The 20448-nt window shown below is 41.7% G+C and carries 17 protein-coding genes and 2 riboswitches; of the genes, 11 read left to right on the forward strand and 6 right to left on the reverse strand.

The genetic code is table 11. From position 1 onward, the window contains the following. Positions 1–28 precede the first annotated feature (28 nt). The gene (gcvT, locus tag B3S92_RS00420) at positions 29–1174 is read right to left on the reverse strand and encodes a glycine cleavage system aminomethyltransferase GcvT (RefSeq protein ID WP_296201783.1); all 1146 of its coding nucleotides are present in this window, start codon (positions 1172–1174) and stop codon (positions 29–31) included. Positions 1175–1404: 230 nt separating this feature from the next. Beyond that, positions 1405–1516, reverse strand: a riboswitch (glycine riboswitch). A 99-nt stretch (positions 1517–1615) separates the two neighbouring features. Beyond that, positions 1616–1747: riboswitch (glycine riboswitch) on the reverse strand. A gap of 401 nt (positions 1748–2148) precedes the next feature. On the opposite strand from gcvT, the gene B3S92_RS00425 reads away from it, so the two are divergent. From B3S92_RS00425 to B3S92_RS00460, 8 genes are all read left to right on the forward strand, one after another. Then, positions 2149–2469, forward strand: a complete 321-nt coding sequence (locus B3S92_RS00425; protein ID WP_296201784.1) for a YcgL domain-containing protein — start codon at positions 2149–2151, stop codon at positions 2467–2469. Between the two features lie 254 nt (positions 2470–2723). Continuing rightward, the gene (locus B3S92_RS00430; protein WP_296201785.1) at positions 2724–3437 is read left to right on the forward strand and encodes a hypothetical protein; all 714 of its coding nucleotides are present in this window, start codon (positions 2724–2726) and stop codon (positions 3435–3437) included. A gap of 287 nt (positions 3438–3724) precedes the next feature. Continuing rightward, the gene (locus tag B3S92_RS00435; protein WP_077451226.1) at positions 3725–4600 is read left to right on the forward strand and encodes an AAA family ATPase; all 876 of its coding nucleotides are present in this window, start codon (positions 3725–3727) and stop codon (positions 4598–4600) included. A 99-nt stretch (positions 4601–4699) separates the two neighbouring features. Further along, the gene (locus B3S92_RS00440; protein ID WP_296201790.1) at positions 4700–5932 is read left to right on the forward strand and encodes a vWA domain-containing protein; all 1233 of its coding nucleotides are present in this window, start codon (positions 4700–4702) and stop codon (positions 5930–5932) included. Positions 5933–5945: 13 nt separating this feature from the next. After that, a complete protein-coding gene (locus B3S92_RS00445; RefSeq protein ID WP_296201792.1) occupies positions 5946–6464 on the forward strand; it encodes a septum formation family protein in 519 nt (172 codons plus the stop codon). Between the two features lie 272 nt (positions 6465–6736). Continuing rightward, entirely contained in the window at positions 6737–7876 is a 1140-nt protein-coding gene (nspC, locus tag B3S92_RS00450; RefSeq protein ID WP_296202114.1) for a carboxynorspermidine decarboxylase, read from the forward strand. A gap of 443 nt (positions 7877–8319) precedes the next feature. Further along, a complete protein-coding gene (locus B3S92_RS00455; RefSeq protein WP_296201794.1) occupies positions 8320–9588 on the forward strand; it encodes a saccharopine dehydrogenase family protein in 1269 nt (422 codons plus the stop codon). Between the two features lie 150 nt (positions 9589–9738). Continuing rightward, on the forward strand, positions 9739–10266 hold the full coding sequence (locus B3S92_RS00460) for a DUF302 domain-containing protein (RefSeq protein ID WP_296201796.1): 528 nt from the start codon (positions 9739–9741) through the stop codon (positions 10264–10266). 264 nt (positions 10267–10530) lie between these two features. Here the strand turns inward: B3S92_RS00460 and B3S92_RS00465 are convergent, their stop codons facing one another. The 5 genes from B3S92_RS00465 to metG form a co-directional block, all read right to left on the reverse strand. Further along, positions 10531–11325: an ABC transporter ATP-binding protein gene (locus B3S92_RS00465; protein ID WP_296201798.1), complete on the reverse strand. Its 795-nt coding sequence runs from the start codon at positions 11323–11325 to the stop codon at positions 10531–10533. Between the two features lie 53 nt (positions 11326–11378). Further along, positions 11379–12275: an ABC transporter permease gene (locus tag B3S92_RS00470; RefSeq protein ID WP_296201800.1), complete on the reverse strand. Its 897-nt coding sequence runs from the start codon at positions 12273–12275 to the stop codon at positions 11379–11381. 290 nt (positions 12276–12565) lie between these two features. After that, complete coding sequence (locus B3S92_RS00475; RefSeq protein WP_296201802.1) at positions 12566–13594, reverse strand: ABC transporter substrate-binding protein; 1029 nt, start codon at positions 13592–13594, stop codon at positions 12566–12568. Positions 13595–13663: 69 nt separating this feature from the next. After that, positions 13664–14680, reverse strand: a complete 1017-nt coding sequence (locus tag B3S92_RS00480) for an ABC transporter substrate-binding protein (RefSeq protein WP_296202116.1) — start codon at positions 14678–14680, stop codon at positions 13664–13666. 281 nt (positions 14681–14961) lie between these two features. Next, on the reverse strand, positions 14962–17055 hold the full coding sequence (metG, locus tag B3S92_RS00485; RefSeq protein ID WP_296201804.1) for a methionine--tRNA ligase: 2094 nt from the start codon (positions 17053–17055) through the stop codon (positions 14962–14964). Positions 17056–17344: 289 nt separating this feature from the next. On the opposite strand from metG, the gene B3S92_RS00490 reads away from it, so the two are divergent. From B3S92_RS00490 to B3S92_RS00500, 3 genes are all read left to right on the forward strand, one after another. Next, positions 17345–18685 (forward strand): short-chain fatty acid transporter, encoded by a 1341-nt coding sequence (locus B3S92_RS00490; protein ID WP_296201806.1) that lies wholly within the window; start codon positions 17345–17347, stop codon positions 18683–18685. A gap of 128 nt (positions 18686–18813) precedes the next feature. Then, positions 18814–19515: a CoA transferase subunit A gene (locus tag B3S92_RS00495; protein ID WP_296201807.1), complete on the forward strand. Its 702-nt coding sequence runs from the start codon at positions 18814–18816 to the stop codon at positions 19513–19515. A 97-nt stretch (positions 19516–19612) separates the two neighbouring features. Beyond that, positions 19613–20242, forward strand: a complete 630-nt coding sequence (locus B3S92_RS00500; RefSeq protein WP_296201809.1) for a CoA transferase subunit B — start codon at positions 19613–19615, stop codon at positions 20240–20242. Positions 20243–20448 lie beyond the last annotated feature (206 nt).

Here is a 20448-nt window from a genome sequence, read left to right on the forward strand (position 1 = left end):
ACTCCTTAAAGCCAAATATGAGAATTAATTAATCAAACTGCTTTTCGCCATTACGTACGAAAGGTAGCTTTAATACACGAACATCGACAAATTTACCTTTGCCGCGCAAATCTACTTGTACTGTGTCTTCATCAGTCACTGACTCTGGAATACGAGCGATGGCGATAGACTGCTTTAGGCTAGGGGAGAAGGTACCACTGGTGATAATACCTGTGGTTTCTTTATCTGTACCTTGATTGATAGTTACTGTCATGCCTTCACGCAGGACGCCGCGGGTCTCTAATAATAGGCCCACTTGTTTCATAGCGCTGCCGTCTTCTTTGGCTTGTTTGCGTTTTGCAGTTAAGGCTTCACGGCCAACGAAATCACGGTCATCTTTAAGCGCTAGGGTCCAGCCCATATTGCACTCATAAGGACTAATAGTTTCATCCATATCATGACCATATAGGTTCATACCGGCTTCCATACGTAACGTATCGCGAGCACCCAAACCTGCTGGTTTGACACCCTGATCTAGCATTAGCTGATAAAATTCTGCAGCATTGTCGCCGGGTAGGATAACTTCAACGCCATCTTCACCAGTATAACCGGTACGGGCCACAAACCAGTCGGCTGCTTCTGTGTCTGCTAAGTCCGCACCCACAAAAGGCTTAAGGCCATCTAAGATGTCAGACCAGCTTGGCTTGGCTTGTTTTAATTTAGCCACAGCGTTAGGTCCCTGAATGGCTAAAATAGCCAGTTCAGGACGTTCAGTTAAGGTAACCTCAAAGTTTTCGGCTACTTTATTAAATTGAGCCAAATCTTTATCGCGAGTAGCAGCGTTAGAGATGATGCGGTATTGAGTCTCGTCCTCATTCATTAAATAAACGATTAAGTCATCAATGATGCCGCCCTCAGCATTTAGCATGCCTGAGTATAGAGCTTTACCTACAGTTTTAAGTTTGGCAACATCGTTTGCTAACAGTTTTTGCAACCAAGCTTTAGCTTCAGCGCCTTCCACATCGGTAATGACCATGTGTGACACATCAAACATACCCGCATCGGTGCGGACTGCTTCGTGTTCATCAATCTGAGAGCCATAATGAATAGGTAGTTCCCAGCCTGAGAAATCTACAATTTTACCGTTATTGTCCACGTGTGACTGATAAAGAGAAGTACGTTGTAAAGTGGTCATGACAAATCCTTGTGATTAGTAATAAAAGCAATTAACAAACTAGTTGAACAACTACTGTATCGTAAACGATTTAGATCAAAAATATGAGGTTATAAAATCAAGTCTAACTGCATTGTAGTAAAGTATGCTTCATAAAGGGTATAAAAAATAAAGGGCATAAAAAAAGGCAAATAAGTCGACGAGTCATTATCTTTATCAGTAAATACCGATAAAGAGTCTCGAATTACTTATTTGCCCCATCTGTCCTGTTACCTGAGATTTTCGATAGTGGCTTATTACCGCTATCTTCTCCCCTTCGGTGGGTACTTATAATATTAAGCACCACTCTCCAGATTTGTCATTGTTGTCCTAGCTTAGCTGCCCTAAATATAAATTTATAATCTATATAAAAGCTAAGACACAGACCCTTCCCTACATGATGTTATAACATGCGGTGGGTTAATGAGTTATTCAGTCCGGTTACCTGAGCGATTGGCAGGGTGCTTACGCCTTCGGTGGCAGTCGAGTTTAATAACCCTAGTTTAATAACAATATAGGGTCAAAAAGGCCACTGCGCTCTCCTGAAAAACGCCCTTATTATGAAAGGTGCGAAACTATTTTACAAGTCACAAATTCTAAGTACTGTGCTCGTTTTGATAAAACCCCCTCAATAATAGGGTTTAGGCTACAAAATAAAAGTGAAGTCTCAGGCAGTTATTTACCTAAATTATAAATTTAGCCTAAGCAGATTAAAACAAAATCAAATTTATGTTTCATCTTACATTGAGTTTAATAGCAGATTATTAGTACATTGGTTATCATAAGCAGTTATAAGCAACTTTTATTGGCATCCTGCTGTATTATATAACCTTACTTAGACTGTCTAGCCTAATTAGATTGTATAGCCTAATCTGACATTCTAATACGGGTTAAACATAAGACCCCTACATAAATAGACTCGTACCCAAATAGAAAATAGCAAAAGGTAACCTGCAATGCATTGTGATATTTACAAATTTCCTAAACACAGCGAAATGTACGTCTATATAGCCAGACCTGACTATCCTGATGACACCGATGAGATTAAAGATTGGCTAGGCGTATTACCCAAAGAGCTACGTAAAAGTTTGGGGGAAGCTAAGTTTTTAATGCATCTAGATTTAGCAGAGACCAAAAAATTAGCCCGAGTCGATAAAAATGAAGTAATAGAAAAGCTAAACTCGCAAGGTTATTTTGTACAAAGCCCACCGTCAGACGTTTTATTGGCCCAAGCGCAAGCTCGAATGAAAGAGGCACAGGATAAGCGTTACGATTAATTGTCAAAATTTAACTTTTTCAATTAATGTAGAAAACATTTAAAATAGATCCTAGTCGCTCACTATATAAGTTGAGGACTGAGATAAAGAAGGCGCTGTTGGCTATTATTGCTTGCTGTGATTTGGTTTATTATTAACTGAGTCGTGGTAGAATATGCCAACTTAAGCATGACCTATTACTGTTTGCTAATAACTAAATAGAGTACAGCAGTAAGTTTAATTTAACTTTAATTGACTAGTAGACTGAGCATTGCATGGAATGGTTACGCAATATTGTTATTAATTTGCCGCTGGATGAAATCAGCGATTCAGTGAGCCGACTGACAATTTGGTGGAGTCACTTAGTGGCTGACGTGCCAGCAGATATGTTACCAATATATGCCTATGTCGGATTTTCTGCCATTGTGCTTTTATTATGGCTGTTTATCGTTAGAATTCTGCCCAGTCCTTTAGGCGGCATGAGCTGGCTAGCTTTGTTTTCCATTTTATTGGCACCAGGGTCTGCTGCGGGTAATACCGGTGAAGTGGCTCCTGCCAGCATTGGCGTAGTCTACGGTATCTTAATGAAAGATCCGGGACTGGCACTGCGTAGTCTACTACCCATTTTAGTGGTATTTGCTGTTGGACTGGTACTGGGTTTTATTTGGCAAATGATTAGAAATATTGTTGAAAAAAGTGCGGATCAATCCCGTCAACAGGCTTTGGCCGACGAAAGAGCGAACATGCAGCTGGCCTCAGCCAATTATGTTGATCTGGTACAGGGTGATGAGGCTGTAAAGAAAGAGCCTGAGCTAATTAAACAAAAGCGTGAAGTGCCAGGGCATAAAAAAGAAGTGCCTGTGGCGAAAGAAGCGGCAACAGATAGCTCGTTCAAAGACAGTTCTGATGCTGCTCTAAGCAAAAAAACTGACCCAACAAAGCCGACTAACAAACCTACAGCCGTTGATGTTAATAAGAAAGACTCTTAGTGGGTTTGACTGTGACTCTCATATTACTTACAACATTACCTAAATAAAATTATATAGAGGTCAGCAGTAAATACTGTTGGCCTCTAAAATTTTCAACCCTCCATTCTTTCTTCCAAAAAAACAAACTCTGTAAGTAAAGTAATAACGTGATGTTAAAAAAGTAGTTTGATATTTGTTCAGCTATCTAATATGTTAATAGCAGCATTAAATAAACCCTTATAAATCAAAATTCTGCTTACTGCCTATTTTAATCTTCCATACACAATAAAATTAGCGAGATAATAATTATGACGCAATCCAATAATGATGCTCAGAATCCGAGTAAAGAGTTTACTGGTACCCAAAGCTATATTGCTACTGATGATCTGCAATTAGCGGTCAATGCGGCCATCACTTTGCAAAAGCCGTTGTTGATCAAGGGCGAGCCTGGCACTGGTAAAACCTTATTGGCTGAAGAAGTGGCACAGAGTTTGGGTATGCCACTGATTACTTGGCACATTAAGTCAACGACTAAAGCTGAGCAGGGCTTATATGAATACGATGCCGTATCACGCCTGCGTGACTCACAATTGGGTGATGACAAAGTGTACGATATCAATAACTACATTAAGCCTGGTAAGTTGTGGGAAGCGTTTACCTCAAATGAGCGCAGTGTGTTGTTGATCGATGAAATTGATAAGGCCGATATCGAATTCCCGAACGACTTGCTACATGAGCTAGATAAGATGTCGTTTTATGTTTATGAGACAGGTGAGACCATTACTGCCGATAAGCGCCCTGTAGTTATCATCACCTCAAACAATGAAAAAGAGCTGCCTGATGCTTTCTTACGTCGTTGCTTCTTCCACTACATTGACTTCCCAGACGAGCAAACCATGCGTCAAATTGTCGATGTTCATTTCCCAAATATCCAAGAGAAATTGGTCAATGATGCGTTAGATATCTTCTATAAGCTACGCAACTTGCAAGGTTTGAAAAAGCCGCCCTCAACTTCTGAATTGGTAGACTGGTTAACTTTACTATTGGCTGATGATATGGCGCAGCAAGAGTTGGAAGAGAACTTACGAGGTGAGAAGTCTATTCCTCCTTTGTATGGCGCCTTACTTAAAAATGAAGCAGATATTACCTTGTTGCAGCGCTTTGCCAATATGATGCGTCGCTAGTTAACAGATAACTAAAAATCTGATATTGATCAACTGTGATTTTGGCCCAGTAATTGGATATATCGATCTGGGCCAGCCAAATCAAAAGGCTAGGCTGCTATGTTTGTAAAACTGTTTTACACCTTGCGCACTTATGGGGTGCCGGTGAGTACGCGTGAGCTGCTCGACTTAAATGCTGCGCTTGATAAAGGGTTGATGCGTCAGCCGCACCCTGACTTTCCTGAAGATAAAGATTTATGGTATTTCGCTAGCCGCGAGGATATGTATCGGCTGATTAAGCTGTGCATGGTTAAAGATGAGCGCCACTTCGATAAGTTTGACCGAGCCATGGCTGACTATTTCGATGGCGTGGACAGCTTAGATATTGATGAATTGATGGCGAAGCTAACCGATATCCCCAAAGAGTGGTTGGAGCTGAAACTTGATCCCAAAAACTTAACCGAAGAGCAGCGCCGATTGCTGAAGAAATATGGTTCGCTTGAAGAGCTGATGAAGGCCCTTGAGGAGCGTTTAAAAGAGCAAAAAGAGCGCCATCAAGGGGGCAGTAAGTGGGTAGGGACTGGTGGTAGTTCGCCCTTTGGCGCTTATGGGGATCACCCTGAAGGGGTGCGTGTCGGGGGTGAGTCACGCAAGCGCAGTGCGGTTAAAGTCTGGGAGCAGCGCAAATACCGTGATTTAGATGACGATAAGCAGTTGGGTACCCGCCAACTACAAATGGCGCTACGAAATCTGCGTCAATTTGCTCGTACCGGTAGTGCTGATGAACTGGATGTGAAAGAAACCATAAAACGCACAGCACAAAAAGGGGTGCTTGATATTCATATGCAGCCTGAGCGTCGCAACCGAGTAAAAGTGCTTATGTTATTCGATGTCGGCGGCAGTATGGATATTCACATCGAAGCGTTAGAGAAGCTTTTCTCTGCAGCCAAGAATGAGTTTAAAACCCTAGAGTTCTACTATTTCCACAACTGTCTTTATGACTTTGTCTGGAAAAACAATCAGCGCCGGCACGCAGAGCGCACACCGACCATGGATCTTTTACAAAAGTATGGCCGTGAGTATCGTGTCATTTTCGTTGGTGATGCCTCCATGTCGCCTTATGAGCTATTTTCGGTAGGTGGTAGTGTGGAATATATGAATGCTGAGCCGGGAGCTGTCTGGCTCAAGAGGGTGACGGATCATTTTGATAAAGTGGCTTGGCTTAACCCTGAAGATCCTGCCTACTGGAATTACACCCACACTATAGGTGAGATTAAAAAGTTGATGGAGGGCCATATGTATCCGATGACTCTACATGGCGTGGAAGAAATGACCGGGTATTTAGCAAGATAACAAAGGAAAAAAATTGAGAAAGTTTAATACAGACAGACAAAAGCTAACTGTTACAGTAGCTGTAGGTGCGTTAATGATGGCTGTTTTAACGTCTGGCTGCAGCAACGCTGAAAAAGGTAGCCAGTCTGTTTCGCAAGACTATGATGAGGCGTTTGTGGGGATGTGTTTTAATGATGCCAATCCTGAAGATACTGGGATCGATGAGAGTTCAAATGTAGCCATTACCCATCTTGCTTTAGAACCTTTGTCGTGTGAAGTGCCACATGATAATGAAGTTTATTATATCCATCGACTGCCTGCCAATGCTGAGGCTCAGCTTGGAAAAGATGAGTTCTTTGAAGATATGCTTGATGTCTGTGAAGATGAGTTTGAGGACTATATCGGTAGCAGCTATCAAGACTCTTATTATGAAATGTCGGTTTTATTTCCTACTACCGAAAGCTGGAAGTTAGGACATAGAAACGCCATATGTTACGCTTTTCATCCTGCGGCGAAAAAATTAGATTTTGAGTTAAAAGGCGTTGATGAATAGCGGGCTTAGACTCTGTTAAAAGCTGTAACAGCTCATAAATTATTAGCTGAACTATTTAAGCCAAATCATTTGCTAAATTGGACCACTGTTCTTATAATTCGCTCCTTTTTTATAAGTTCAGTGACGTACTATTGTTTAAACTTGTACTTAAATCAGTACTAAAAATCAATCACTTCCGCTATTGTAATTAAGCAATAGCTGCCATATATAACTGTAGACGCTTGCTTCATATCAGCTACTTAATATAGGACGCTCCTATGCAAAAAGAACCTATGCTAAAAACCCCTTATTATCAAATCGATGTTGCTGCGCTTAAGCAAAACTTAAAAATTGTTAAACGCCTGTGTGACTTATCAGGGGCGAAAGCTTTGTTGGCACTTAAGTGTTTTGCCACTTGGGGGGTATTTGATGAAATGAAGCCTTACTTACATGGCACCACTTCATCTTCATTAAATGAAGTACGCCTCGGTAAAGAAGAGTTTGGCGAGGACAAAGAGACGCATGCTTATAGCGTTGCTTACAGCCAAGATGAGATTGATGAGGTATTAACTTATGCCGACAAAATCATCTTCAACTCATTCAATCAGCTACATGCGTTCAAGGACAAGGCTAAAGAGCAAGGCATTCCTGTTGGCCTTCGTATTAACCCCAAAACCAGTAATTCCTCGTTTATCATTGCTGACCCAGCACGTCCTTTTAGCCGCTTAGGGGAGCACGATATCGAAAAGATCAAGCCAGTGCTTAATGAGATTACTGGGGTTATGATTCATAACAACTGCGAAAATGACAGCTTCGAGGCTTTCAGTGCCAGTTTGGCGGACATTGAAGCTAAGTTTGGTGAGATTTTTTATGAGCTTGAGTGGGTAAGTTTGGGCGGTGGCATTCACTTTATTGCCCCTGGTTATCCGCTTGAAGCCTTGGCCGAGCGACTAAAAGCCTTTAGTGAAAAATATGGGGTGCAAGTGTATTTAGAGCCAGGCGAAGCATGTATTCATGATGCGGCTAAGTTGGTAACGACTGTATTAGATACACTGCATAACGGTAAGCCTTTGGCTGTGGTAGATGCTTCGATTGAAGCACATATGTTGGATCTTTTGATTTATCGTGAAACCGCACCCTTAGTACAAATCAATGAGCAACAGTGTCATATGACCTCCCAGCAGACTGATGACAGTACCATTATCTATGGTAAATCTTGTTTGGCGGGTGATATCTTTGGTGAATATGCTCTAGATAAGCCACTGGCCATCGGCGATAAAGTAGCATTTGGTAATGCTGCCGGTTATACCATGGTCAAAAAGAACTGGTTTAATGGCGTGGCCATGCCTGCTATCGTGATTTGCAATGAGCAAGGTGAGCTAAAGGTGCAAAAAACCTTTGGTTATGAAGACTTCAAAGCTAGCTTGTCTTAATATTGAAAACCGGACACTTAAACTTGGGATAACTAGGCTAACTGTCTGTGATTAGGCTGTGATTTGTTTGCTGATTGGCTTTAATTCCCCCAATCTAGTCTATCCATGGCATTATAGAAGATAGATATTGAATAGGCTTCTCATAAAAGGCTTTTCATAAAAAAGGTAAGTGGTAACAGTTAGCAGCTAAAATCATCGAAAATAGCACAAATTACAGTCGCATAAATATCAGTTTGACATTATAATGCTGCGTTTTTAGTGGCTCGGCTTTTGTGCGTTTTTTTGGTCATTAGCCACTAAAGAAAGTTGTTTTATTTTAAGACAGTTCTACCATTCATTTCGGGTGCGTGGGTTTTCCCAATTCTTCCTTTTTAATTCACGCACAACACTCACGGTGTCAATTCTATTTTGATTAAATTGACCCACTAAGGAGGATTTTCAGATTGACTACTAATGCTCAAACCCCTAAACGCAACGTCTTAATCATAGGCGCTGGCGGCGTAGCCCAAGTTGTGGCTCATAAATGTGCAATGAACAATGATGTGTTGGGTGAGTTACATATCGCCTCACGCACCAAAGAGAAGTGTGATGCCATTGCAGCGAGCGTTGAAGAAAAAGGCAGCTTTAAGCAGCCAGCAGTGTTACATACGCATGCGGTTGATGCCATGGACTCTGAAGCTGTTGCTGAGCTAATCAAAGAGACAGGCACCCAGATCGTTATTAACGTGGGTTCTGCTTTCGTTAATATGACGGTACTTGAAGCTTGTATTAATACTGGTGCTGCTTATATCGATACGGCCATTCACGAAGATCCTCGTAAGATTTGTGAGACGCCGCCATGGTATGCAAACTATGAGTGGAAGCGTAAAGAGCGCTGTGCTGAAAACAACATCACTGCCATCCTAGGCGCAGGCTTCGATCCAGGCGTAGTGAATGCGTATGCTCGTGCCGGTTATGACATGATGGATAAAGGCTCGGTCACCGATATTGATATTATTGATATCAATGCTGGTAGCCATGGTAAGTACTTCGCTACTAACTTTGATCCAGAGATTAACTTCCGTGAATTTACCGGTACCGTCTATTCTTGGCAAAACAGCCAGTGGCAATCAAACAAAATGTTTGAGGTAAAACGTACTGATGACTTGCCTGTTGTGGGTGAGCAAAACAGTTATTTAAGTGGTCATGACGAAATTCACTCGTTATCTGCCAACTTAGATGTGCCAAATATCCGCTTCTGGATGGGCTTTGGTGATCACTACATCAACGTATTTACCGTACTACAGAGCCTAGGTTTATTGTCTGAGCAACCTGTGGTTACTGCTGAAGGCCAAGAAGTTGTGCCTCTTAAAGTGGTAAAAGCAGTACTACCTGATCCAAGCTCATTGGCACCTAACTACACCGGTAAGACCTGTATTGGCGACAAAGTAAAAGGTAAAATTAACGGCGTAGATACTGAAATCTTCATCTATAACGTGTCTGATCACAAAGAAGCTTATAACGAAGTGGGTAGCCAAGGTATTTCGTATACTGCGGGTGTACCGCCAGTCGCAGCGGCGATGTTAGTCGCTACGGGTGAATGGGATGTGGGCCACATGGCTAACGTTGAAGAGTTAGACGTTAAGCCATTTATTAACCTGCTTAATGAAATCGGTCTACCAACCCGTATCCAAGACAGTGAAGGTGATCGTCCTTTACAGTTTGAGATTTAATTATTGACGATTCAATTTGTAAGTTTGTAGATTGAATGGGGACTTAGCTTCGGCTAGGTCCTTTTTTTTATCAAAAGTTTGAATTCGGGCTAGGATTGTGTGAAGCTATAGCAACCATTAATTAATACAATCTATAAAACTGAGGGAATTATGAAAAATAAAATGAGTTTAGCGGTTTCAGTATTGGCGGGCACAGTGTTGTTAGGTGGCTGTCAGAACCTGGGACTATTTGAAAAAAATACCTCAAATACTGAAAACAACTCTCAAAAAGCAGTCACAGCAGCTGCTAAAAATGTAGAAAAAACTAAAACCGTTAATAGTAAATACAGCTATGAGGAAACGCTACAACGTTTGGAAAAGGCTATTGTTGGTAAAAACATGACAGTGTTTGCCAAAATTGACCACACCAAGGCTGCGCAAAAGGCCGATCTGAGTATGCAGCCAGCCACTGTGCTGATTTTTGGTAATCCAAAAGCGGGCACGCCTTTAATGAAAAAAGACCCAAGCTTCGCTTTACAGCTGCCGCTTAAAGTTTTGGTGACTGAAGTCGATGGCAAAGTGCAGGTCGTATTCAATACAACAGAAGCGTTGATCGAAGATAGCGGTATTGATTATAGTGATGTGGAAAACACGCTGGCTGGCGCTGAAAAGCTAATTACTAAGACAGTTACTGAATAGAAGTTGTGACATTAACAGGATTGAGTAGAAACCAATAAAGACTGGCCAGATTCAATAAAACCAGTTAAATACGAAGCCCTAAATACACGATACTAAGTACAGCTTACTAAGCATAAATTACGAGCTAAAATTAGCAGGGCAGTGTAACGTTACAAATTAAAAAAGCCTCTCACTAAGTGAAAGGCTTTTTTATTGTTAACTATTATAGGGCGAGAAGTAACTATTGGATCTACTTTTAACTTATCTGCTTTTAGCAGATTAAAATTAGCTTAGAATCAGACTGTCATCTTCTACTTTTTCACCACGTGTTTTTTCAAACATATCCAGTAAGTCATGTACGGTCATGTCTTTGCGCGTATCACCTGAAACGTCTAAAACCACTTGGCCTTGGTGTAACATCACCGTACGGTCACCGTGGGTCAGAGCTTGCTGCATAGAATGCGTTACCATCATCGTCGTTAAGTTATTCTCAGTGACAATCTTGTCGGTCAGCTCTAATACGAAAGCCGCTGTCTTTGGATCTAGCGCAGCGGTATGTTCATCTAGCAGCAGGATTTTGGAAGGCTGTAATGAGGCCATAAGCAAACTAACCGCTTGACGTTGACCCCCTGACAGCAGTCCCATTCTATCAGTAAGACGGTTTTCTAAACCCAATTTTAAAATAGACAGTTTTTCTTTGAACAACTCACGGTTTTTATTATTTAGAGCAAAATTTAGGCCTCGTTTACCGCCTCTTTTATAAGCCAGCGCCAGGTTTTCTTCAATGGTCAGGGCTTCACAAGTACCTGCCATAGGGTCTTGGAAAACGCGGGCTACCCAGTGTGCTCTTTGGTGAGCCGTCTTTTTGGTCACATCAATACCATTTAATAGGATTGAGCCACTGTCAACTCGAGTGGTGCCACTCACTGCGTTTAAAAAGGTAGACTTGCCCGCACCGTTGGTACCGATAACAGTCACAAACTCGCCTTCAGCAATATTTAAACTAATACCACGTAGAGCGGGGTTTTCGATAGGGGTGCCTCGGTTAAAGGTTAACCTAAGGTCGTTGGCTTGCATCATAGGGCGATATCCTTATTGGTTCAATGGGGCTAAAAGTAACAATTCAACTGCGGTTAAGCTCGACGACCTGATAACAGTTTTGACTTAATGGTTGGTAATTGAAGGGCAATTACGACCAATAAAGCTGTGATTAAGTTTAAGTCTTGTGAGCCAAAGCCAATGCTACGTAGGGTGTTACTTGATAAAGCCACTTGAATGAAGAGCTTATAAATAATGGCACCTATAACCACAGCGAAGGTAATCAACCAAATACGCTTAGCAGGAATAATGGTCTCCCCAATAATAACGGCAGCCAAACCAATAACGATGGTTCCGATACCGATTGAAATATCAGCACCGCCTTGGGTTTGAACAAATAGTGCGCCTCCCAAAGCCACCAAGGCATTAGAGATTGCCATACCAATAATGGTCATCCAAGAAGTATTAATGCCCTGTGCTTGAGCCATACGCAAGTTCGAGCCCGTTGCACGCATTGACAGTCCTGCTTCGGTACTAAAGAACAAGTCTAGTACTAATTTGGCAATCAATACCACGCCGCCGATGATAACACAGCGCATCCAATAGCCATTTTCATTAGTCACTAAGTTACTAAATACAGTCTCTTCACCCAATAAAGGTAAGTTTGGCGCGCCCATAATGCGTAAGTTGACTGAATACAAAGCCACCATCACCAAAATACTGGCCAATAGTTGCAAAATACCCAACTTCACATGTAAAAACGCGGTAACCATACCCGCTGCCGCACCCGCCAACATGCCCAGGCCACAAGCAATCCAAGGGTCAATACCAGATACAATAGAGATACCAGCAATAGCGCCGCCCAACGGGAAACTTCCGTCGGCAGTTAAGTCTGGAAAATCAAGAATTCGAAATGAGATAAGTACGCCTAAAGCCACTAAGGCATAAATTAGACCACTTTCAAGGGCACCAAAAAAAGCAATGAGAGACATAAGAGATTTAGACACCGCTTTGAGTTTGACGGGCTGCTACACAGCACAGTCCGGCAAAGTTTATTTAACAGATTAAGCAATCTGCACTTAGGGTAAACCAATGAGTATTATGATTGCGAAAACGAACAACCGATAGCATAGCACCCACCAATATCAATTGACCATAACTTAATACGCAAGATGTGGTCATAGAAAAATATTTATTCTAGCAAATATATTAAATTCTAAACAATATAAAAAGCACATGAGATTAATCATGTGCCTTTTACAGGGAAAATTAAACGACTGCCTTAGTCTTGTACTTCTTTAGCTTTTGATAGAAGATCTTGTGGTAGCTCAATACCTTGCTCAGCCGCATGGCTTCTGCTGAGATATAAATCTAAAGACTCTGCTTTATAAACAGGAATAGTCCCTGGATTTTCGCCTTTTAGGATCTTAACTACAATTTTTCCGGTTTCGCGGCCTAAGTCATGATAGTTCACGCCCAGTGCTGCTACCGCACCACGTTCTACAGAGCCTGTATCAGAAGCAATTAAAGGTACTTTGCTTTCTTTGGCCACTTGATACAACGACTCATAAGCAGAGACTACGTTATTGTCTGTAGAGGTATAGATAACATCCACTTTGTCAGCGATACTGCGTGCCGCCATAGCAATGTCATTACTTTTTTGCGCAGGCGCTGAATGAACCGTAATGCCCATTGGCTTTAACTTCTCTTCTAGATTTTTTAGAACGATAGTTGAGTTAACTTCACCTGGGCTGTAAACATAACCCACATTTTTTAGACTTGGAATAATCTGTCTCATTAACTCAATTTGTGGCTCATAAGGTAGGACATCAGACGCGCCAGTTACGTTGGTACCTGACCCTTCCCAATTTTTTAGTAGTTTCGCTTCAACAGGGTCAGTAACCGCAGAGAATACGATAGGGATTGAGTTGGTAGCCGCAGCTACAGACTGCGCTGAAGGGGTAGCAATAGCCACGATAACATCTGGATTGTCTCCCACAAACTGCTTAGCAATCTGACCCGCTGTGGCCGTGTTACCTTGAGCGCTCTGGAAGTTGATTTTTAGGTTTTTACCTTCTTCATAACCTTCGGCGGCAAGCTCTTCAATAACGCCTTGGCGAACCGCATCTAATGCAGGATGCTCAACAATAGCAGTAATGGCTACTTGCTTTACTTCTGTGGCAGCAGGGGCATCTGCATTATTATCTGCTGCTGCAGTGTTATCATTAGCAGGTTGGTTACAGCCGGTTAAGACAGCTGCTGCAACGCCGCCCCACATTAGGGTTTTCATAAAGCGATTTTTATTATACATGGGTCAATCTCCTGGGGTGTTTTATTCTCTTATAAATTTCCGTCTATAAGAGGCATGAGTTTACTGCTTTTATTTAGCCTCATTGCTTGGCTTGGTTTCATCCACATTAATGCCATCGGCTATAACAGAAGAATCCAGAGTAACGCCTTGCTGCTTGGCATGTTTTGGGCTGACATATAAAGTCAGTTTGTTCATAACGTCAGGTTTAATATCAGTAATGGCTTCTCCGTTTAATACTCGGTATACCATTTTGCCAGTGACACGGCCAAAGTCATAGTCGTTAACCCCTAATGCAGCGGTCGCTCCACGGCGCACACTGAATTCATCTGAGGTAATCACTGGGATTTTCATCTCATTAGCCGCGCTTGCCATGGCTTCAAAGGCGCTAATGACGTTATTGTCTAAAGAGGTATAAATAACATCAGCACGGCCTTGTAAGCTACGTGTTGCCATAGCCACATCGGTAGGGCGGTTGGCCGTTACTTCTAAGATTTTTAGACCTCGTGCCGGAGCGGCTTCTTGCAGCTGCTTCAATACGGTCACTGAGTTGGCTTCCCCTGGGCTATAAACATAGCCAATGGTCTTAGCATCAGGAACAATCTTTTGAATTAAATCTAAAGGCGGCTCAATAGGCAACTGGCTTGACAGACCGGTAATGTTGGGCTGAGTTGGAATGTTGTTTTCATTGATTAACTTGGCCGCCAATGGATCTGAGATAGCAGTATAAATAATAGGAATAGTGGTAGTCGATGCCGCAATAGTCTGTGCAGAAGGGGTGGAGATGGCGACGATAGCATCTGGCATATCTCCGGCAAACTGCTTAGCGATTTGTCCTGCAGTTGCGGTATTACCTTGGGCACTTTGGAAGTTAACCGTTAAGTTTTGGCCTTCCACATAATCATTAGCTGCTAGCTCTTCGATAATACCGCGGCGTATCTCATCTAATGACGGATGCTCAACGATTTGAGTAATGGCCACTGTCTTAGCTTCTTTAGTTGCTGCAGCGGCCTCATCAGCTTCTGCTGCTGGCTTATCAGTACAGCCACTTAACGTCGCTAAGCCAACCCCAAGCGTCATGGCCATCATACTGCGCCAAACAGTCTTAGTTTTTACAGTTGAGTTAACAATAGAAGTTGGCTTGGTAGAGGGAAACAATGAGAGGGTATTTGACTGTTTTTGCATTTGATAATCCATTTAAGTTTAACAGTGTAAGTCTATATTACAATAATGTAACACAACTGGGAAATAAAAAAAGTAGCCAGTGACTATAAAGGCCAATAAAAAAGCCGATGTTAATAACATCGGCTTTTTGAAGACTAATCACAAGCTATTAATTAGTCTGAATAGTCTTCTATTTCGGATAGCTTTTAAGCCAACTTATCACCTACTTTGCACTCATCTGGTAAAGTAATTACCACTAACCCGGTTTTTGGGTCACCAGAAGATAAAATCATACCTTCTGAAACGCCAAACTTCATCTTACGCGGAGCAAGATTAGTCACACAGATAACCTTCTTATTGGCCAATTGTTCAGGCTCATAAAACTTGCGAATGCCACTAAAGACATTGATGGGCTGATCTTTACCCACATCAAGAGTGAACTGAAGCAACTTGTCAGCGCCTTCCACATAATTACACTCAAGGACTTGAGCCACAGTCATCTCGACCTTCATGAAGTCATCAAATTCAATGTAGTCGCTTGCCGCGGTATCCGCTTTTTTATTTGACGAAGATTTTTTATCTTCAGCTGCAGGAGCTGGTGCGGCTGCAGCTTGTAAATCTTGCTTAGAATCTTCAATCATGGCATCAATCTGTGCTTGTTCGATACGCTGCATTAATGGCTTAAACTTATTAATTTGATGGCCTAATAACAGCTCATGACGGCTAGCGAAACTTAAGTCATCAATGTTTAAGAATGCTTTGGCATTGTCAGTAAGCTCTGGCAATACGGGAGCCAAATACACCATCAATTGACGGAAAATATTAATAGCCACGGTACATACGTCTTGAACTTCTTGCTCACGGCCTTCTTCTTTGGCCATAGCCCAAGGTTTTTTGCTATCAATGTATTCGTTGGCTTTGTCCGCACACTGCATAATTAGGCGCATGGCTCGGCTAAATTCACGATTTTCATAAGCCGTTGCAATTTCCTCTCCGGCACGAACAATCTCATTCAATAGCTCAGGCTCAGCACAGTTTTCAGAAAGCATACCGTCGTATTTTTTAACGATGAAGCCGGCACTACGACTGGCGATATTGACTACTTTTCCGACCATGTCAGAGTTTACTTTTTGCATGAAGTCAGCGAAGTCTAAGTTAATATCCTCTACTTTTTCAGACAGCTTACTAGCAAAGTAGTAACGTAGATATTCTGGATGCAAGTGTTTGGCGAACGTTTCTGCTTGAATAAAGGTACCACGCGACTTACTCATCTTATCGCCGTTAACCATTAAGAAGCCATGAGCGAATACACCAGTTGGGGTGCGGTATTGAGCACCGGCCAACATGGCAGGCCAGAACAATGCATGGAAATAAACAATGTCTTTACCAATAAAGTGATAAAGCTCAGTTTTATGCTGATTTTCTTCTAGCCAGTAGTCATCAAAGTTTAAGGCAGGCTTAGCAGGATCAGTGGAGTTCTTACGCTGTTCACATAAGTTCTTGAAGCTGGCCATATAGCCCACAGGAGCATCTAGCCAAACATAAAAGTATTTATCAGGTTCATTCTCTGGGGTATCTGGGATTTTAAAACCGAAGTAGGGGGCATCACGAGAAATATCCCAGCTGGCTAGTCCGGCCTCAAACCACTCTTGTAACTTATTGGCCACTGAAGGCTGTAATCGACCTTCATCGGTAGTCCATTGCTGTAAGAACTGCTCAAACTCTGGCAAGTTAAAGAAGTAGTGCTTAGAGGTTTTTAGAATTGGTGTCGCCTCTGATAGAGTTGAGTATGGATTTTTTAGTTCGGTGGCGTCATAGGTGGTACCACAAACCTCACAGTTATCTCCATACTGATCTTGTGCTCCACACTCAGGGCACTCACCTTTAACAAAGCGGTCGGCTAAAAACAAACCTTTTTCAGGATCAAATAACTGTTTAACGTCTTTAGTTGAGATATGACCTTCATTATTTAAACGGCGATAAATTCGTTCAGATAACTCACGGTTTTCTTCTGAGTGAGTTGAATAGTAGTTATCAAAATTAATTAAGAACTTACTAAAATCCGCTTCGTGAGAAGCTTTTACGTTTGCGATTTGCTCTTCTGGACTAATGCCATTGGCTTCAGCCTTTAGCATAATGGCGGTGCCGTGAGCGTCGTCAGCACAAACATAAGTTACTTGATGACCCTGAGCCTTCATAGCTCTTACCCAGATGTCAGTTTGAATGTATTCAACCAAGTGGCCTAGATGGATAGGGCCGTTGGCATAGGGAAGGGCACTGGTAACAAGAATTTGACGCACAAAATCACCTATAAAGTTTATTAGTTTTTAAGAAGATTATCTGAATATAAGATGTGTGCCTATGATACCGCAAATGGCATAAAAATGGGAATTAACCTCTATTTAAATAGGCTGATTTAGAAAAAGTTAACTTAGGGATAAGAGGGTCATGAGGCTAGGTTAGCTTCGCATACAAAAAAATTATTAGAGTTGATTCGGGGGATTTCAAAAAATATAAGATTCAGATAATATGAGGGGCATAGTGCGTAATGTTTAAGGATTAAACAATTGTTTTTAACAAGGATTTGTTATGTTCCAACTTCTCACCAACGCCAGTGTACAGCTGGTCAATAGATTTCTACCTTCTCCTTTTGTTTTCTCGATTATCTTAACGTTCATTGCCTTACTAGCAGGCATGATACTTACTGGTCAAAATGTGTTAGAAATGGCGGGTCACTGGGGGAATAGCCTGTGGTCTTTACACAGTTTTGCAATGCAAATGGCTCTGATTCTGGTAACCGGTTATGCCTTTGCTAATGCACCAATAATTCAGCGTTTTTTGGATAATTTAGCCAGTAAGGTCACATCACCGGGGATGGCGATTGTTATTTCTACCTTGGTGGGGTTGGCAGGCTCATGGATTAACTGGGGATTTGGATTAGTGGTAGGGGCTATCTTTGCCAAGTCATTGGCTCGTAAAGTCCCTAACGTTGACTATCCATTATTAGTAGCTGCTGCTTACTCAGGATTTGTGATTTGGCATGGAGGTTTTTCTGGGTCAATCCCACTTACTTTAAGTTCGGGCGGTGAAAACTTACAAAAATTATCAGGGGGAGTGCTTACCGAAGCAGTGCCTTTATCAGAAACTATCTTTGCTTCCTATAATCTTATTATACTAGGTGCTTTAATTGTTATCTTACCTTTGATAAACCGTTTAATGCATCCCAAGAACCCAATAACGGTAGATCCTTCACTGATCAAAATTGAAAGATTAGTCGTTCCTGAAAAAAACACACCTGCCCAAAAGCTTGATGATAGTCGAGTAGTGGCTTGGGTTCTATTTGCATTTGCTATCTTGTATTACATTAATTACTTTACTAACAATGGCTTTAACTTAAGTCTTGATATCGTAATTGGCTTGTTTTTGTTTATTGGTTTAATGGCTCATGGTACTTTGGAGAGGTATTACCGAGCGGTAAAGTCTGGTATTGGTGGTATAGCAGGCATCGTATTACTCTTCCCATTCTATGGAGGGATTATGGGTATTATGACGGGAGCAAACGCTCAAGGTGTATCTATAAGTACGGAAGTCACTGAATTTTTTATCAATAACGCTACAGCTGATAGCTTCCCAGTTTATGCCTTCTTAAGCGCAGGTTTGGTTAACGTATTTGTTCCCTCAGGTGGAGGACAGTTTGCAGTACAAGGTCCGGTAATGATGCCGGCAGGGATGGCACTAGGGGTTTCTCCCAGCATTACAGCGATGGCAATCGCTTGGGGAGATGCGTGGACCAATATGATTCAACCATTCTGGGCACTGCCCCTATTAGGTATTGCTGGATTAGATGCCCGTGCCATCATGGGCTACTGCTTAATCATTTTGGTAGCATCAGGAGCAATAATCACAGCTGGATTCTGGCTGTTGGTATAGAGGATAATACAGATAACTTTGTTTTATATTTGAAACCAGTTAAACTGGGTTGGTTAACATTTGTACTTTTATTTCGATAAATTAGCATTAAGCTATATTCTTAAGTTGATTCAAACAGGGAGAGAATAATGAGTCAATCGAAACTTTATGACAGCGCTGAGTCTGCTTTAAAGGACATTATCAAGGATGGGCAAACTTTGGCTATTGGCGGCTTTGGACTGTGCGGTATTCCTGAAGCCCTTATTTTAGCCTTAAGGGACAGCGGGGCAAAAGAGCTGACCTGTATTAGTAACAATGCTGGGGTAGATGATTTTGGCCTAGGGCTACTATTAAAAACTCGTCAGATTAAAAAAATGATTTCCTCTTATGTGGGCGAGAACAAAGAGTTTGAACGTCAGTTCTTAGGGGGTGAGTTAGAGGTTGAGTTAACACCCCAAGGCACTTTGGCAGAGAAGCTACGTGCAGGGGGTGCAGGTATCCCAGCATTTTATACAGCAACAGGTGTGGGCACACAGGTGGCCGAAGGTAAAGAAACTCGTGAATTTAACGGCCGCACTTATATCCTAGAGCACTCACTGACTGCTGACGTAGCGTTAGTAAAAGCCCAAAAAGCGGATAAAGCGGGCAATCTTATTTTTAATAAAACCGCACGTAACTTTAATCCAGACTGTGCCATGGCGGGCAAAATCACAGTAGCTGAAGTAGAAGAAATTGTTGAAATTGGTGAGCTGGATGCTGATGAAATTCATCTGCCAGGTATTTTTGTACAACGTTTAATATTAAATAGCACCCCAGAAAAACGCATTGAAAAAATTACTGTGAAAAAATAAAGCCATAAAATCAATGCTAATAGCTACTAACTACTAACTAATAGCTAATTGGTAAAAGATATTTTGTAAAAATAAAAAGCACACAAGGAGTATTAACATGGCATGGACTAGAGAGCAAATGGCTCAACGCGCCGCTAAAGAGTTACAAGATGGTTTTTATGTGAATTTAGGAATCGGTTTACCTACGATGGTGGCAAACTATATTCCTGAAGGTGTGAATGTTTGGCTACAATCAGAAAACGGCCTATTGGGTATTGGCGAATTTCCGACAGAAGATAATGTTGACCCAGATTTAATTAATGCCGGCAAGCAAACAGTAACTGCTAAGCCTGGTGCTAGCTTCTTTGGTAGCTCAGAATCCTTCGCTATGATTCGTGGTGGCCATGTGAACCTAGCTATTTTGGGGGCAATGGAAGTCTCTGAACAAGGTGACTTAGCCAACTGGATGATCCCAGGAAAAATGGTAAAGGGCATGGGCGGTGCAATGGACTTAGTGGCTGGCGTGCAGCGAGTTATTGTGCTTATGGAACAAATTAATAAACACGGTGAGCCCAAAATATTGGCCGAGTGTCAGTTGCCATTAACCGGAAAAAAAGTAGTTGACCGTATCATCACCGAGTTTGCAGTAATGGATGTCACTGATAATGGTCTTAAACTGGTAGAGTTAGCTGACGGCGTAAGCTTTGAAGAGCTACAAAAGCATACTCCCGTCACCATTACTCAATAAGAAAAAGTCGGCAGTTTAAACCTAGAAGTCGTTCTTTTAACAATCAGACCCTTGTTAAAAAAACGACAATCGCTTAGCATCTCTTTTAGTTAGGTTTAAACCGTATTTACGGCATAAAATAGCAAAACAATGAGTGCTATGGCTAAGTTCAGATACCACAAAATCTAAATTTATATATAAATGTTGTTATATGAATGACTTTTTTA

This window comes from Psychrobacter sp. UBA3962, assembly GCF_002385225.1.
Taxonomy (GTDB): domain Bacteria; phylum Pseudomonadota; class Gammaproteobacteria; order Pseudomonadales; family Moraxellaceae; genus Psychrobacter.

Coding starts and splice junctions, on each gene's coding strand:
- gcvT (WP_296201783.1), bottom strand. CDS start 1,174: ATGACCACTTTACAACGTACTTCTCTTTATCAGTCACACGTGGACAAT.
- B3S92_RS00425 (WP_296201784.1), top strand. CDS start 2,149: ATGCATTGTGATATTTACAAATTTCCTAAACACAGCGAAATGTACGTC.
- B3S92_RS00430 (WP_296201785.1), top strand. CDS start 2,724: ATGGAATGGTTACGCAATATTGTTATTAATTTGCCGCTGGATGAAATC.
- B3S92_RS00435 (WP_077451226.1), top strand. CDS start 3,725: ATGACGCAATCCAATAATGATGCTCAGAATCCGAGTAAAGAGTTTACT.
- B3S92_RS00440 (WP_296201790.1), top strand. CDS start 4,700: ATGTTTGTAAAACTGTTTTACACCTTGCGCACTTATGGGGTGCCGGTG.
- nspC (WP_296202114.1), top strand. CDS start 6,737: ATGCTAAAAACCCCTTATTATCAAATCGATGTTGCTGCGCTTAAGCAA.
- B3S92_RS00460 (WP_296201796.1), top strand. CDS start 9,739: ATGAAAAATAAAATGAGTTTAGCGGTTTCAGTATTGGCGGGCACAGTG.
- B3S92_RS00465 (WP_296201798.1), bottom strand. CDS start 11,325: ATGATGCAAGCCAACGACCTTAGGTTAACCTTTAACCGAGGCACCCCT.
- B3S92_RS00470 (WP_296201800.1), bottom strand. CDS start 12,275: ATGTCTCTCATTGCTTTTTTTGGTGCCCTTGAAAGTGGTCTAATTTAT.
- B3S92_RS00475 (WP_296201802.1), bottom strand. CDS start 13,594: ATGTATAATAAAAATCGCTTTATGAAAACCCTAATGTGGGGCGGCGTT.
- B3S92_RS00480 (WP_296202116.1), bottom strand. CDS start 14,680: ATGATGGCCATGACGCTTGGGGTTGGCTTAGCGACGTTAAGTGGCTGT.
- B3S92_RS00490 (WP_296201806.1), top strand. CDS start 17,345: ATGTTCCAACTTCTCACCAACGCCAGTGTACAGCTGGTCAATAGATTT.
- B3S92_RS00495 (WP_296201807.1), top strand. CDS start 18,814: ATGAGTCAATCGAAACTTTATGACAGCGCTGAGTCTGCTTTAAAGGAC.
- B3S92_RS00500 (WP_296201809.1), top strand. CDS start 19,613: ATGGCATGGACTAGAGAGCAAATGGCTCAACGCGCCGCTAAAGAGTTA.